Origin of the sequence: Streptomyces sp. NPDC048751, assembly GCF_043198595.1 — a bacterium.
In the GTDB taxonomy this organism is placed as follows: Bacteria; Actinomycetota; Actinomycetes; order Streptomycetales; family Streptomycetaceae; genus Streptomyces.
In genome coordinates this window covers 989,887-1,002,731 of sequence record NZ_JBICUX010000001.1, presented here as the reverse complement: position 1 = coordinate 1,002,731, position 12,845 = coordinate 989,887, and the positions used below count along the sequence as shown (strand labels likewise).

At 70.2% G+C, this 12,845-nt stretch carries 15 protein-coding genes and 4 pseudogenes; 9 read left to right on the top strand and 10 right to left on the bottom strand.

The window, feature by feature from the left end; genetic code table 11:
- Positions 1 to 389: 389 nt before the first annotated feature.
- The gene (locus ACGFNV_RS04485; protein ID WP_393619275.1) at positions 390 to 1,508 is read left to right on the top strand and encodes a helix-turn-helix domain-containing protein; all 1,119 of its coding nucleotides are present in this window, start codon (positions 390 to 392) and stop codon (positions 1,506 to 1,508) included.
- A gap of 14 nt (positions 1,509 to 1,522) precedes the next feature.
- Here the strand turns inward: ACGFNV_RS04485 and ACGFNV_RS04480 are convergent, their stop codons facing one another.
- On the bottom strand, positions 1,523 to 1,768 hold the full coding sequence (locus tag ACGFNV_RS04480) for a hypothetical protein (protein ID WP_393619274.1): 246 nt from the start codon (positions 1,766 to 1,768) through the stop codon (positions 1,523 to 1,525).
- A gap of 88 nt (positions 1,769 to 1,856) precedes the next feature.
- Here ACGFNV_RS04480 and ACGFNV_RS04475 point away from each other — a divergent pair, with 88 nt between their 5' ends.
- A complete protein-coding gene (locus tag ACGFNV_RS04475) occupies positions 1,857 to 3,101 on the top strand; it encodes a cytochrome P450 (RefSeq protein WP_393619272.1) in 1,245 nt (414 codons plus the stop codon).
- 86 nt (positions 3,102 to 3,187) lie between these two features.
- The gene (locus tag ACGFNV_RS04470) at positions 3,188 to 3,313 is read left to right on the top strand and encodes a hypothetical protein (RefSeq protein ID WP_393619270.1); all 126 of its coding nucleotides are present in this window, start codon (positions 3,188 to 3,190) and stop codon (positions 3,311 to 3,313) included.
- A gap of 251 nt (positions 3,314 to 3,564) precedes the next feature.
- Here the strand turns inward: ACGFNV_RS04470 and ACGFNV_RS04465 are convergent, their stop codons facing one another.
- On the bottom strand, positions 3,565 to 4,263 hold the full coding sequence (locus ACGFNV_RS04465; RefSeq protein WP_393619268.1) for an SDR family oxidoreductase: 699 nt from the start codon (positions 4,261 to 4,263) through the stop codon (positions 3,565 to 3,567).
- 160 nt (positions 4,264 to 4,423) lie between these two features.
- On the opposite strand from ACGFNV_RS04465, the pseudogene ACGFNV_RS04460 reads away from it, so the two are divergent.
- A pseudogene (locus ACGFNV_RS04460) lies at positions 4,424 to 4,606 on the top strand (transposase); the annotation flags it as partial.
- A 261-nt stretch (positions 4,607 to 4,867) separates the two neighbouring features.
- The gene (locus tag ACGFNV_RS04455) at positions 4,868 to 5,086 is read left to right on the top strand and encodes a hypothetical protein (RefSeq protein ID WP_393620069.1); all 219 of its coding nucleotides are present in this window, start codon (positions 4,868 to 4,870) and stop codon (positions 5,084 to 5,086) included.
- A gap of 248 nt (positions 5,087 to 5,334) precedes the next feature.
- On the opposite strand, the pseudogene ACGFNV_RS04450 reads toward ACGFNV_RS04455, so the two are convergent.
- Together ACGFNV_RS04450 and ACGFNV_RS04445 are read right to left on the bottom strand one after the other, a co-directional pair.
- Positions 5,335 to 6,274 (bottom strand): annotated as a pseudogene (locus ACGFNV_RS04450) (IS5 family transposase).
- A 212-nt stretch (positions 6,275 to 6,486) separates the two neighbouring features.
- The gene (locus tag ACGFNV_RS04445; RefSeq protein WP_393619266.1) at positions 6,487 to 6,909 is read right to left on the bottom strand and encodes a MerR family transcriptional regulator; all 423 of its coding nucleotides are present in this window, start codon (positions 6,907 to 6,909) and stop codon (positions 6,487 to 6,489) included.
- A gap of 55 nt (positions 6,910 to 6,964) precedes the next feature.
- On the opposite strand from ACGFNV_RS04445, the gene ACGFNV_RS04440 reads away from it, so the two are divergent.
- The 3 genes and pseudogenes from ACGFNV_RS04440 to ACGFNV_RS04430 all read left to right on the top strand — a co-directional run.
- Entirely contained in the window at positions 6,965 to 7,936 is a 972-nt protein-coding gene (locus tag ACGFNV_RS04440; protein ID WP_393619265.1) for an SDR family NAD(P)-dependent oxidoreductase, read from the top strand.
- Positions 7,933 to 8,184: pseudogene (locus tag ACGFNV_RS04435) on the top strand (leucine zipper domain-containing protein); the annotation flags it as partial. The gene ACGFNV_RS04440 and the pseudogene ACGFNV_RS04435, both read left to right, overlap by 4 nt.
- 212 nt (positions 8,185 to 8,396) lie before the next feature.
- A pseudogene (locus tag ACGFNV_RS04430) lies at positions 8,397 to 8,744 on the top strand (cupin domain-containing protein); the annotation flags it as partial.
- A gap of 150 nt (positions 8,745 to 8,894) precedes the next feature.
- Here ACGFNV_RS04430 and ACGFNV_RS04425 read toward each other — a convergent pair.
- From ACGFNV_RS04425 to ACGFNV_RS04400, 6 genes are all read right to left on the bottom strand, one after another.
- Positions 8,895 to 9,675 (bottom strand): IS5 family transposase gene (locus tag ACGFNV_RS04425; protein ID WP_393620024.1). Its coding sequence is split into 2 segments (ribosomal slippage): positions 8,895 to 9,035 and positions 9,037 to 9,675, totalling 780 coding nucleotides; the frame shifts between segments, so codons are not numbered across the junction.
- A 76-nt stretch (positions 9,676 to 9,751) separates the two neighbouring features.
- On the bottom strand, positions 9,752 to 10,030 hold the full coding sequence (locus tag ACGFNV_RS04420; protein ID WP_393619264.1) for a hypothetical protein: 279 nt from the start codon (positions 10,028 to 10,030) through the stop codon (positions 9,752 to 9,754).
- A gap of 160 nt (positions 10,031 to 10,190) precedes the next feature.
- Positions 10,191 to 10,412: a helix-turn-helix transcriptional regulator gene (locus ACGFNV_RS04415; protein ID WP_133925337.1), complete on the bottom strand. Its 222-nt coding sequence runs from the start codon at positions 10,410 to 10,412 to the stop codon at positions 10,191 to 10,193.
- Positions 10,412 to 10,903: a DUF2975 domain-containing protein gene (locus ACGFNV_RS04410; protein WP_393619262.1), complete on the bottom strand. Its 492-nt coding sequence runs from the start codon at positions 10,901 to 10,903 to the stop codon at positions 10,412 to 10,414. The genes ACGFNV_RS04415 and ACGFNV_RS04410 overlap by 1 nt, the downstream gene beginning before the upstream one ends.
- A 387-nt stretch (positions 10,904 to 11,290) precedes the next feature.
- Complete coding sequence (locus ACGFNV_RS04405; RefSeq protein ID WP_393620022.1) at positions 11,291 to 11,593, bottom strand: M1 family aminopeptidase; 303 nt, start codon at positions 11,591 to 11,593, stop codon at positions 11,291 to 11,293.
- Positions 11,594 to 11,889: 296 nt separating this feature from the next.
- Positions 11,890 to 12,093 carry a CocE/NonD family hydrolase C-terminal non-catalytic domain-containing protein gene (locus ACGFNV_RS04400; RefSeq protein WP_393620020.1) on the bottom strand — a complete coding sequence of 68 codons (204 nt, stop codon included), beginning with the start codon at positions 12,091 to 12,093 and terminating at the stop codon, positions 11,890 to 11,892.
- Between ACGFNV_RS04400 and ACGFNV_RS04395 the strand changes: the two genes are divergently transcribed.
- Entirely contained in the window at positions 12,068 to 12,706 is a 639-nt protein-coding gene (locus tag ACGFNV_RS04395) for an acyl-CoA dehydrogenase family protein (protein ID WP_393619260.1), read from the top strand. The two genes, ACGFNV_RS04400 and ACGFNV_RS04395, sit on opposite strands and share 26 nt — an antisense overlap.
- Positions 12,707 to 12,845: the final 139 nt, after the last annotated feature.

The window sequence follows — 12,845 nt, the reverse complement described above, 5'->3', positions numbered from 1 at the left end:
CCGCCGACATCGGCCCCGCGTGTCCGCCCCGGGCGGGATCCGCGTTAAGCCCCGGGCCTCCGGCTCTGGGCACCAGCCCCCCGCCAGGGCACAGGGCACCGGCGCCCACAGGCCGACCCCCGGCGCCCCTGCCCCTGCCCCTGCAGCGAGCCGGCACCGCAGTCGCGCCCGCGCCGCCGACGTCGGGGCCTGCCTCGCGTTCAGCTGGGGGTCTTCCGCGTCGTGCCGCCGGGTAGGTGACGCCGGGCTCCGGCCTGGCCGGTGCCGGTGCCGCGGGCGGCCCGGCACCCCCGAAGGGGACGATGTCGCGTGGGCGCGGACGTGCGGTCTCGCCGGTGGCCCTCGTGCGGGCGCTGTTCGGGGGCGTGGGTGTGGCGCATCATGGGCGCATGAAAGAGCTGGCCGGGCGGTTGACCGCGTTGGACCCGGATGCCGGGGCCGCTGTGCAGGTCATCGCCTACTTCGATCGCCTGGCCGAGTCCCGGGCGGGGATGGAGGCGCTGGTGCGGGGCGCCGCCGTACTCGCCGGAGTGGCGGCGCGGCTCGTCGACGTGGACCGGCAGGTGCGGATCCGGGTCGAGGCGGACGGCACGCGCCGCGACACCGACCTGCTGCCTGATCCGCGGTGGCCGTCGGCCGCGCTGACGCCGGGCGGTGCTCCGGCGCTGTGGCTGGAGCGCGCCGGGGCGGCGCCGAGTGTGGTGGACGCGGTGATCCTGGAGCGGGCCGCGGGTGCCGTACGACTCGTCCTGGACCGCACGCGCGGCCGGGCACCGATCGACGACCCCGCCCTGGTCGAAACCGTCCTAGACGCCACCGCCCCCGAGGCGGCCCGGCTGCACGCGGCCCGCCGCCTCGGACTGGCCCCGGGCGCACAGGCCCGCGCCCTCGCCCCGCTCGGCGGCCGGCCACAGGTCCTCCCCGCGGACGCGCGGATCGAGCAGACAGAGCAGACCGCGCAGGCCGCACGGACCTGGCCGGCCGAAACGCCCGCCGGGCGCTCCGGTGCCCGTGTCCCCCTTCCCGCCGCGCACCCCGAAAGCCCCGTCGGCCGTCCCGTCCCAGACCCACCCGGCTCGCTGCGTGCCGGTGTCGGCCCTGCCGTTCCCCTGACGGAGCTGCCCCGCTCCTGGGCCGCCGCGCGCACCGCGTTGCGGTTCACCGCCGACGGCACCGCGCAGGATCCCGGTCCGCGGGTCGTGTACGCCGACGAGCTCGGCGGTCTCGCGCTGCTGGCCGATCTCGTCGCGCCGGGGGGCGAGCCGCCGTCCGACGTGCAGGACCTGGACGCGGCCGCCGCGGACGCGCCCTGGCTGCTGGTGACGCTGCACGCCGTGGCGACGACGGCGAGCCTGCGGGCGGCCGCCGCCGAGGCGAACGTGCACCACTCCACCCTCCAGGACCGGTTGACCCACGCCGAACACCTCCTCGGCTGGCCGGTGCGGACCCCGCAAGGCCGGCTCAGACTCCAACTTGCCCTGGAGATGCGCAGGTTGGCCCGCCCCTGAGCGTCGAGAGGCCGTCAGGCGGGAGGGCCGGCCTCCATCGGGTCCTCGTGGGTGACGAAGTCGTCGACGAGACGGCGGAAGAGCGCGGCGAGGTGATGGAGGTCCTCGGGGACCAGTCCGTCAGGGCCATTTCTCAGGTACTCACTCTCGGCGACGTACCGAAGGACCGTCACGGCCGCCTTGTCGAGCGGCAGTCCGGCCAGGGCCATCAGCTTCTCGTGCTGGCGGGCACAGCCCGGCCCCTGTGATCTGGCACACATCCTCTTCTTGTCAGCTCTTTGGCGGCGACTTGTCAGAGTCTTCGGATTGCATGGCGGCGGCCCCCTTCCCCCCACAGTGAGGAGTGCCGTGTCCGACACGCTGACGCAGGCCGCGAGCGACGAGACGGGCGGTGCGACACCGGAGTTCCCGATGCCCCGTGCGGCCGGGTGTCCGTTCGCGCCGCCCCCGGAGATGATGCGGCTGCACGCCGAGAAGCCGGTCTCCCGAGTCCGGCTGTGGGACGACAGCACGCCGTGGCTCGTCACCCGGTACGCGGATCAGAGAGCCCTGTACGGCGACAGCCGCCTCAGCGTCGACCCCACCCTGCCGGGATACCCCCACTCCAGCGCGGCCTTCCAGGACGCCTTCACCAGGAACCCGCCGTCGTTCCTCAACATGGACGACCCCGAGCACACCCGCATCCGCCGTATGGTCACCGCCCCCTTCGCCATCAAGCGCATCGAGGCCATGCGGCCCGCCGTCCAGCGGATGACCGACGCCTTCATCGACGCCATGCTGGCCGGCCCCAAGCCCGTGGACCTGGTGGAGGCCCTCGCGCTGCCGCTGCCGTCGCTGGTGATCTGCGAACTGCTCGGGGTGCCGTACGACGACCACGAGTTCTTCCAGAGCAAGAGCAAGGTGGGCGTCCGCCGGGACGTCTCCCCGGAGGAGTCCCGGGCCGCCTCCGGCGCACTGCTGACGTACCTGGACGAGCAGCTCCAGGCCAAGCTCGCCCACCCGGCCGACGACATGCTCTCCGAACTGGCCGCCCGGATGCGGGACGGCGACCTCACTCGCCGCGACGCCGCCATGCTGGGCCTGCTTCTGCTCGGCGCCGGACACGAGACGACCGCCAACATGATCGCCCTCGGTGTCCTGGCGTTCCTGGAGCACCCGGAGCAGCTCGCGGTCGTCCGCGACACGGACGACCCGCAGGTCGTCGCGGGCGCGGTGGAGGAGATGCTGCGCTATCTGACGATCGTCCACAACGGCCAGCGCCGCGTCGCCCTCGAGGACGTCGAGGTCGGCGGTCTGGTCATCCGCGCCGGAGAGGGCGTCGTCATCCCCGGCGCCACCGGCAACTGGGAGGCCGGGCTCTTCCCCGAACCGGACCGGCTCGACGTCCGCCGCAACGCCCGCCGCCACATGGCCTTCGGCTTCGGCGTCCACCAGTGCCTCGGCCAGCCCCTGGCCCGACTGGAACTCCAGGTCGTCTACAGCACCCTCTTCCGCCGCGTCCCGACCCTGCGCCGGGCCACCGACCTGGAGAAGATCCCGTTCAAGGACGACGGCGTCGTCTACGGCGTCTACGAGCTGCCGGTGACCTGGTGATCCGTACGACCGCCCCGCCCGCCCAGGGGTTGTCCGGTCGATCACGTAAGTCGCTGAGCTGCCACTTCTTCTCGAAGGAGGCGGTGATGGCACCCGAAACCGCCGTCGCAATGGTGCAGAAGATCACGGACGGGGACTACGCCGACGATGCCGAGGCCAGCGGCATAGTGGAGGCGCTTGACCGGGCCTTGCCTGTCCCAGCGGATATGTGAGCGACTTGATCTTCTGGCCCAAGAGCCGGAATCCGACAGCGGCAGAGGTGGTCGATCAGGCTCTGGCCTACCGTCCCCTTGCGTTGTGAGATGACCTCAAGTCCAAAGCCCGATGATCAAGGCAACGGCGGTGACGGTGCTTAGGAACGCCGCGGGGTGGCGGCCCAGATCCGAAGGCGCCCCCGGCCCGCGCCACACCATGCTTGGCGGAGCCAAAGGCGCCTCCCCGTACGACCCTTGGGAGCTCTACCTCAGCCAGCCTGCCCCGTCGGCCGCACCGTGATGTGGTTGATGTCCACGCCTGCGGGCTGGTTGACGGCGAACACAATGGTGTCCGCGATCTGCTCGGCCGTCATCGTGGCGGCTGCCTCGGGGGTGCCGCCGCGGGCGTGCCAGAAGGGGGTGTCCACGATGCCGGGGGCGACAACGGTGACGCCGACTCCGTCCTGGCCGACCAGGAGGCGGGTGTTCTCGGCGAGGGCGTGGGCGGCCCACTTGGTGACGGAGTAGAGGTTGCCGGGGGTGTGGCGGACGCCGGCGACCGAGCCGATGATCACGATTCGGCCCTTGGAGGTCCTCAGGTGGGGCAGGGTCTCCTGGATCAGCAGGGCGGGGCCCAGGACGTTGGTGAGGATCATGGCGCGCATGTCCTCAGGGGCGTGGGTCTCCAGGTTGCCGGGCAGGGAGAAACCAGCGTTGGCTATGACGTTGTCCAGCTGGCCCCAGGTGTCCAGCACGTGGCGGACGGCGGAGGCGACGTCATCTGCTTCGCCGGCGTCGCCGGTGATCGTCAGCAGCCGCTCGCCCGCCCCCGCGGTGGTGGCGAAGGCGGCCAGCTTGCCTACGTCGCGTCCGGTGACGGCCACGCGGTGGCCCTGCTTGAGCAGGGCGCGGGCGGTGGCGGCGCCGATTCCGGTCGAGCCACCGGTGATCAGCGTGACGGGTTCCATGGGACGGCCTCCTCGGCGACGGGGTCATCGGGGCAAAGCGCCTGCACTCTACCCAGCGATCTTCGACGCTCGCTCCCGGCTTTCTCCGACGGCTCCGCTCCTGACTGTGGATCAGGAGTTAGGCAGTGCCATGCCGATCAGTTGAGTCGTTGATAGGACTGTGGGACATAGGGGTGATCTGACTGACGCCCGGTGGGAGCGACTTGAGCCGCTCCTGACAGTGAGCAACCGACGCTGTGGCCGATGGCGGGACCATCGGCAGGTAATCAACGGAGTGCTGTACCGGATCCGGACAGGCGTGCAGTGGCGCGATCTGCCGGAACGCTACGGGCCGTGGAAGACGGTCCGGCCCAGCCAGCCGAGCGGGCAAGCCCGCGAACCACCGATCCCATGCCCGCCGCATTGCGTTGCCGCGCGTATGCGACGAACGGCCACCAGACACCCTGCACCGTACAACGGCCCTTCGGCCACAAGTGCTTCCGGCGCTCCCCGTGGGACGGGGCACGCAGCCTCTTCTTGCCGACCAGCCCCGCCTCTCCGTACTCCCGGAACTGGGCTGCGCCACCTTGCAACCGCCGCTGTCGGTCTGGTCTCGGCTCTCGTCATGGCGGGAGCCACCTCGGCCACCGCGGCCACCGCGGCCACCGCGGCCACCGCGGCGTCCCCGGCCGACGCTCCGTCCATCCGCTCCGAAGGCAGCGGACAGGCCATCGACGCACTGCCCGAACAAGGGCATCGCCGATCTCCAGCGACGCACTGCTGGGAAGCCCACCAAGCAGGCTCCAGCAGCGAACAGACCGGCAAGAACAGCCTCGGCACATGACTTCTTCGCGAGGTAGGTCGGTGCCGGAACGGCGCTCGTCCGATCGACGACGGTGGCCAGGGTGTGTTCGCTGCTGGCCTCGTGAGACACCGCAGGTCAGGCGCGCGCACCTGGGCCGAACAGTGCAGAAGCCATGACAGCGCCCAGGAGTGAAGCCGAGCGACACGAAGTCAGTGGCACAGCCCCACATGGCCGCCGAGCCGTTCCTGGCAGATCCATCAGGAAGCAGCGCTTGTGTCCCGATTGGGTCAGCTGGGGATCTCATCGGGTGTGCTCACCGTCCTGTCGCCCGGTCGCTGAGCGCCTGCCGACCCGGGCTCGCGGAGCCAGAGGATCAGCGAGGCAAGGAGCAGTCCAGCCTGGTAGCGGTCCGCGAGCTTGTCGAAGCGGGTTGCTACCGCGCGGAACTGCTTGAGCCGGTTGAAGCACCTCTCGACGACGTTGCGGTGCTTGTACGCTTCCGCGTCGAAGGCGGGTGGCCGGCCGCCCTGGGAGCCCCGACGGAGCCGGTTGGCGATCTGGTCGGAGCGTTCAGGGATCGTGACGGCGATGCCATGACGACTGCACCAGGCGCGGATCGCCCGGGATGAATAGGCCTTGGCCGCCAGCTCCCGGTCCGGGCGGGTGCGTGGCCGTCCCCGCCCGGACCGCGGGACACCGACAGCGTCGAGTACGGCCGCGAACACGGTGGAGTCGTTGACGTCGCCGGGTGTGAGCACGAGCGACGGCCGCAGCCGTCGACCGCCAAGTGAACCTTGGTGGTCAGGCCGCCCCGGGACCGGCCGAGGGCCTGCCGTGCCGCCGAGCATTCCGGATCGTCCAGTCTGTTCCCGTCGGCCTCCCCTTTTTACGGGCGCCGGCGGCGTGTTGATGGACGCGGTTGATCGTGGAGTCCACCGAAACCGTCCACTCCACCATGCCCACCGCGTCATCACGGACCTGGACATGCGCCAGCAGCTTCGCCCAGGTGCCGTCCGCATCCCGGCGGGCGAACCGCGCATAGACCGTCTGCCACGGCCCATACCGCGCCGGCAGATCCCGCCACGGCGCACCCGTCCGCCGTCGCCACAGCACCCCGTCGACGACCTGCCGGTGACCACGCCACGGGCGCCCGCACCCGTCCACGCCCGGAAGCAGCGGCGCTATCCGCTCCCACGCCGTATCCGTCAACTCGCCTCGACCCGTCACAAGATCATTATCAGATACGGCCTGGTGACCTGAGTCGGAGATTTTCGGGTAGATCTCGCGAGCTGCCTGGCGTGCCGGAGGCCGGATTCCAGCAAATCGGCCCGGACCTGGCAGCCGCACGGCATCCGACTGACGGCCGCCGATCTGGCGAGGAAATCTCCGACTCAGGTCACTAGCTGTTGCAGAAGGTTGCTGACGCTGCCGGTGAGGTTTCAGGTCGTGGGGTCCCAGAGTCCTTCGGCCTTGCCGCGGGCGAGGTGGTCGGCGTAGACGCCGACCTTCCAGGTGATGACGGACCGGCACTCCTCCAGTGCCTGGATCTGTGCGTCGACGCGCCGCCGGTGGGCTTCGAGAAGCTGCAGGCGTTCCGCCTCGTTTCCCGGACCGTGCCGCACCAGCTCGGCGAACTGCTTGAGGTCGGCCAGCGGCATCCCGGATTCCCGTAGCTTGACGCAGATCAGCAGCCAGTCGACGTCGAACGCGCTGTACCGGCGCCGGCCTCCGGAGGTGCGCTGGACCGGTCCGACGAGCAGTCCCTCGCGCTCGTAGAAGCGCAGCGCGTGGACGCTGAGTCCGGTCTGCTCGGCCACGTCGCCGATGCTCAGTGGCGTTGCAGGAGTCTCGGTGCTGGCCATGCGTCGCAGTCTAGGACTTGATCTAGACCTCGCTCTAGATCGTAGCTTCGACGGCATGACCAGCATTCATCAACAGCCGCTCGGCTCGCACTTCTCCGCCACCAGCACTGCCCAGGACGTCACCGCGGGCCTCGATCTGTCCGGCACGAACGCCGTGGTGACCGGGGGCTACTCCGGGCTCGGCCTGGAAACCACCTGTACCCTCGCGGCCGCCGGAGCCCGCGTCATCGTTCCGGCGCGCCGGCCTGACATCGCGCGGGCCGCACTCGCGAATGTGAAGGGCTGCGAGGTCATCCCCATGGACCTGACCGACCTCGCCAGCGTGCGGGCCGCCGCCGCACACATCCGCGACTCCCTGGCCAGGCTCGATCTGCTCATGGCCGTCGCCGGAGTCATGGCCACTCCCGAACGGCGCGTGGGACCCGGCTGGGAGGGCCAGCTCGCCGCCAACCACTTCGGGCACTTCGCCCTCGCCTGCGAGCTCTACCCACTCCTGGCCGCCGCCGACGGTGCACGCGTCGTGGTCAACAGCTCCGCCGGCCACACCCTGACCGACATCCGCTGGCACGACCCGCACTTCCGCACCGGCTACGACAAGTGGCTGGCCTACGGCCAGGCCAAGACCGCCAACGCCCTCTTCGCCGTACACCTCGACACGCTCGGGCGCGGCGACGGCGTCCGGGCCTTCTCCCTTCATCCAGGCAAGATCATCACAGGGCTGCAGCGGGAAATGGCACTCCAAGAACAGATCGACCGCGGGTGGGTGGACGAGCACGGCAACGTGATCGCCACCGACTTCAAGAACCCCTCCCAGGGCGCCGCCACCGGCCTGTGGGCCGCCACCTCCCCTCTCCTTGCCGACTGCGGCGGCCTCTACCTGGAGGACTGCGACATCGCCGGCATCTCCGCCCCCGAAGCGTCCATGGACGACGGCGGCGTCCGCGCCTACGCCATCGACCCCGATGCAGCCGCACGGCTGTGGGACCTGTCCATCGCCGCGACCGGCACCGCCCCGATCCTCCGATGACGCCACCACACCGCAACGCACCACTGACCATCGAAGGCCGACGTCGCCTCGTCGAACGCTGCCCCGCCCGCCCGATCGCGCACGTCACCGCTGAAATGGGCATCTCTCGGGCGTGCGCCTCGCAGTGAGTCAACCGGTGGCGCCGTCATGGTGACCTCGGTCTGCTCGACCGTCCGTCGACCCCACACCACATCCCGCGTTCGACCTCGGCATGGGTCATCGAGAAGATCGAATCCTGGCGACGCCAGAAGAACATCCGGCGGCTGCTGCTGGAAGCCCAGGCCGCGCGACTGACCGGCGTCGGCGTCGGGCACCACACACCTCCCTGTGCGGCAGTCGCCGGAACAGCTTCAGGGTCTCGTCACGACTCCGGCGCGGCCGCGTATCGGGCCACCGGGCTGACTACGACCTCATCGCACACACCTGTTACCCAGCCCGACATCGTGGCTGACAGACCGCCATGGAGAGGATCGAAAACATGAGCATTGCCCTCGTGCGGAACCCCGGAGACGACACGCCGTACCACTACTTCAGCGCTGTGAACGAGCAGGCCGTGTCGACCACTGAGACGGACGGAGTGGTCAGCGTCGTGCGCCTGACCATGCGTCGCGGCGACGCGCCGCCCCTGCACACCCACAGCCGAGAGGATGAGAGCTGGGTAGTCCTTGCCGGCCGTGTCCGGATCTGGGTGGGATCGGCATCCCTCGATGAGTGCGATGTGCACGACGCCGAAGCCGGAGCCTACATCTACGGCCCGCGGCACGTCCCCCACACGTTCCAGCCGATCACGACGACCGCGGAGGTCCTCGTCATCAACAACCCCGGAGCCGTTGAGAGTTACTTCCAGTCAGTCGGATCAGCCGACACGCGTCGCGATGTGGAGAACACCGACCTCCTCGCCCAGTACGGACCAGAGCTCCTCGACAACCCGCCTCCCGCCAAGGAGTTGTCCGGTCGGTCATGTGCGGAGCCAGATGACGAGGGCCGCCGCAGTGGCGGTGCCGAGGAAGACGAAGCCGCGCTTGTCATAGCGGGTGGCCACGGCCCGGGACTGCTTCAGCCTGTTGATCGCCCGCTCGACGGTGTTGCGTTTCTTGTACCGCTCGTCGTCGAAGCCGGGTGGCCGTCCGCCGCGTGAGCCTTTGCGCAGGCGTGCGGCCTGGCTGTCGGTCTTCCTGCTCCGGGATGATGAGCCGGATGCCCCGGCGCCGCAGGTAGGTGCGGCACGGACGGTTGCTGTATCCCTTATCGGCCGCGAGACTGTCGGGCTTCGTGCGTGGCCGGCCTCGCCTGGTGCGCGGGACGCGGATCTTTTCCAGTACGGCCTTGAACTGGGTGCAGTCTGCCCGCTGTCCGCCGGTGAGAACCAGGGACAGCGGACGGCAGCGGCCGTCGGCGCTCAAGTGGAGCTTGCTGGTGAACCCGCCGCGCGAGCGGCCGAGTCCCTCACTCACGATGGTGGAGTCGACCGAGATGTCCCGGTCGACCTCGCCCGCAGCGTCGGCGGCGGCCTGGACCTGCTGCAGCAGACGCTCCCACGTACCGTCGGCCGACCACAGCCGGTGGCGTTCGTAAACCGTCTTCCACGGCCCGAACCGCTCAGGTAGATCCCGCCACTGCACACCGGTCCTCACCCGGTGCAGGATCCCGTCGATCACCTGCCGGCGATCCCGCCACCGGCCACAACGCCCGTTGCTGACCGGCAGGAACGGCCGCAGCCGACCGACCCCACTCCCCATCCGTCAGAGCGCCCCGCCCCATACCCACACCAACGACCCGAACAGCAAGACAGTCACATGATCGACCGGACAACTCCTAAGACCTGCAGACGTCCTTGAACTCGTCCGCCGCCTTGTCGATCCCGCTGGAGTCGGGACTGGCGTCACCGTTCAGTACGGAGTCGTTGTAGTCCTCGATCGCCCGGCCCAGGTCGTCGACCGCCTTGCCCACCTTGTCGTCGGTGGCGTTGCGGTGGCAGTCCAGGGAGTTGTCGGTGCCCTCGCAACCGGTGAGGAGTCCCGCGGTCAGTGTGACGGCGGCGACGGCGGTGGCGAGGGCGGCGACACGGCGGCGACGAGGACGGTTCGTAAGCATGAGGTGGTCCCTTTCCGATGGCTGGGACACCCACGATCCCGTCAGCCACCCGACCCTCACGAGGGACCGGGCTCCCGGATCCGGGGTGTAGCGCGCTACACCCCGGATCCCCGCTCCCCCGCGACGGGATCGGGGGGCGTTTTCACGCCCGCTGGGCGCGTCATCCGCCCGCGACGCCCTCGGCCTCCCAGCGCAACAGGTCGCCCGGCTGGCACTCGAGAACCTCGCACAGCGCGGCCAGCGTCGCGAAGCGCACCGCCTTGGCACGGCCGTTCTTGAGGACCGCCAGGTTGGCGGGCGTGATCCCGACGCGGTCCGCCAGCTCGCCCACGGACATCTTCCGCTTGGCCAGCATCACGTCGATGTCGACGGCGATCGGCATCAGATCACCTCGTCCAACTCGGCCTGCATCCGCGCCGCTTCGACGTCGCGCGCGACGGCCTGCGCGAGCAGCATCCGCAGCACGAGCACGATGAGGGCGACTCCCAGGATGGCCACGCCGACCCCGCCCATGATGACGGTGACGCCCGGGTCGTCCCGTTGGCCCGGCGCATTGATGGCCGTGACCGCGAACCACACGAGGGCAGCCGCCACGATCGCTCCGATCACCCCGTCCACGTACCGGAAGGCGGCGTGGGAGAACACGGTTCCGCGTCGCACCATGCCCACCAGCCGCCCTACGCAGATCACGGCGACCTGGACCGACACCATGCCCAGGATCGTGACCACGCGCAGCGGGGTCAGCGGGAGCGACCCGTCCTCCGGGTCGCTCCCGCTGACCAACGCCCACACCATCAACGCCTGTACGAACACGGTGCCGACGAGCACCACCACGAGCACGGCGCGCAGCGCACCCACCGCCAGCTTTCCCATGGCTCACCCTTCCATCGAGTTGCGATGGAAATCTATCGATTGTCGATAGGCAAAGCAAGGCGATGCGGCCCTTGTCCACGTGTCTATGTCTCGGTGCGTCTACGAGACCGGTGAAGCCCTACGACGTCGACCCGCGGCAGCTCACGCGTGCCAGTCGGGGTGGCCCGGCATGGCGGGGACTTTCTCGCCGTACAGCCACGAGCGGAGGAAGGGGCCCAGGTCCTGGCCGGTGACGCGGCCGGCGAGGCGGATGTAGTCATCGGTGCCGGCGACGCCGTCGCGGTGTTCGCGGATCCAGGCGCGTTCGACGCGTTGGAAGTCGGCCTCGCCGACCTTTTGGCGCAGGGCGTACAGGGTCAGGGCGCCGCCTTGGTAGGCGTTGTCGCCTTAGGGGGCCATCGCCCGGGGCGTGTAGGCGCCGGGGTGCCGCGCAGCGATCGGTCCCTCCTTGCGGAGGCGGGCGTTGGCGTCCTGGTACATCCCGCGCATGGCGTCCTCCAGGCTGATGCCGTGCGCCCGAGCCGTCCACAGGGTCTGGTAGTAGTCGGCGTGGCCCTCGTTCAGCCACACATCGCTCCAGCGGCGCGGGGAGACGCTGTTGCCGAAGTACCCGTGGGAGATCTCGTGCTCCACGACGACGTCCGTGCCGTTGTCCGCGTACGCCTTCGGGGTCAGCTGTTCAGCGGCCAGGAGGGTCAGGGACTGCGTTTCCAGGTCGCCGCCCAGCGGGGTGGCGTAGACGCCGTAGGTGCGCAGTGGGAAGGTGCCCGGGCCCAGGCGCTGCTCCAGGAAACGGATCGCTTCGGGGACGGTCCTGTTCAGCTGCGGTTGGATGGATCGCGCCTGGCCGGCGGGGAGCGCGTAGCGCAGCTTGATGCCGTGCGGGCCCTTGGCCTGTACGCAGCACGGCGAGCAGACCTGCCCGTCACAAGGGTTCGGCCTCCGGACCCGCCAGGGGCACGCCTCGACTCCCCGCCGCCCAGGGATCAGTCCTGGACCCGGGTGGGCAGGATGATCGCGGACGGGTGTTCCGGGTCGTGGTGGACGGTCTGGTCGGCTGCCAGGAGCACGGTCGCGGTGGCGCGGGGCACTCCCGTGCCGGGGTTGCGGGCGTAGCGGGGGAAGGCGCCGCTGGAGACCTGGACGCGGATGCGGTGGCCGCGCTTGAAGCAGCTCCAGGTGCTCGACACCTGGCACACCTCCGGCCTGCGTGGGACGGGCAGCCACGACGTGGTGGCGGAGGACGTGTTCGTACCCTCCCACCACATCCTGTCGCTGACCGACCGCCCCCTCGTCGACGCCCCGCTCTACCGGTTTCCGATCTTCGGGTACTTCGCCCTGGCCGTTGCTGCCGTCGCATTGGGCAACGCCCGAGGGGCCATCGACGATCTGCTCGACCTGGCCGTCCACAAGGTGCCCACGGGCTCGCGGCGCAGGCTGGCCGAGAGGCCTGCGACCCAGACCGCCGTCGCCCGGGCGGAGGCCCAACTGCGGGCCGCACGCGCCCTGTTCTACTCCGCGATCGACGACGCGTGGCGCGCCGCCACCACGCGCGAGGACGTCCCCGTCGACCTTCGCACCGGCCTCCGTCTGGCCGCGACCCACGCCGCGCGTACGTCCGCGGAGGTGGTCAGGGCCATGCACGACCTCGGCGGCGCATCATCGATCTACGAGGACTCGCCCCTGCAGCGCCGACTCCGGGACGCCGACGCCATCACCGCCCACATCCAGGTCGCTCCCACCACATGGGAGATCACCGACCGCCTCCTGCTCGGTGTGCCGACGGACGTCGAGGGCCTGTGACAGAGGCGGTGGTCGCCGGCGCCGAGCACACCGTCTCATTCGACAAGTACTCGATGCTGATCGACGGACGCCGGCCCGGCGGCGAGCGCGCGCCGGGCCGAGCCCCGCACCACCTGTCAAACGGCCCGGAGAGGGAGGC

What these genes read in the sequence shown, in the direction of transcription:
- ACGFNV_RS04415 (WP_133925337.1), bottom strand. Translation starts at nt 10,412, where the DNA reads ATGCCGATCGCCGTCGACATCGACGTGATGCTGGCCAAGCGGAAGATG.
- ACGFNV_RS04455 (WP_393620069.1), top strand. Translation starts at nt 4,868, where the DNA reads ATGGCGGGAGCCACCTCGGCCACCGCGGCCACCGCGGCCACCGCGGCC.
- ACGFNV_RS04470 (WP_393619270.1), top strand. Translation starts at nt 3,188, where the DNA reads ATGGCACCCGAAACCGCCGTCGCAATGGTGCAGAAGATCACGGACGGG.
- ACGFNV_RS04480 (WP_393619274.1), bottom strand. Translation starts at nt 1,768, where the DNA reads ATGTGTGCCAGATCACAGGGGCCGGGCTGTGCCCGCCAGCACGAGAAG.
- ACGFNV_RS04410 (WP_393619262.1), bottom strand. Translation starts at nt 10,903, where the DNA reads ATGGGAAAGCTGGCGGTGGGTGCGCTGCGCGCCGTGCTCGTGGTGGTG.
- ACGFNV_RS04485 (WP_393619275.1), top strand. Translation starts at nt 390, where the DNA reads ATGAAAGAGCTGGCCGGGCGGTTGACCGCGTTGGACCCGGATGCCGGG.
- ACGFNV_RS04445 (WP_393619266.1), bottom strand. Translation starts at nt 6,909, where the DNA reads ATGGCCAGCACCGAGACTCCTGCAACGCCACTGAGCATCGGCGACGTG.
- ACGFNV_RS04465 (WP_393619268.1), bottom strand. Translation starts at nt 4,263, where the DNA reads ATGGAACCCGTCACGCTGATCACCGGTGGCTCGACCGGAATCGGCGCC.
- ACGFNV_RS04440 (WP_393619265.1), top strand. Translation starts at nt 6,965, where the DNA reads ATGACCAGCATTCATCAACAGCCGCTCGGCTCGCACTTCTCCGCCACC.
- ACGFNV_RS04420 (WP_393619264.1), bottom strand. Translation starts at nt 10,030, where the DNA reads ATGCTTACGAACCGTCCTCGTCGCCGCCGTGTCGCCGCCCTCGCCACC.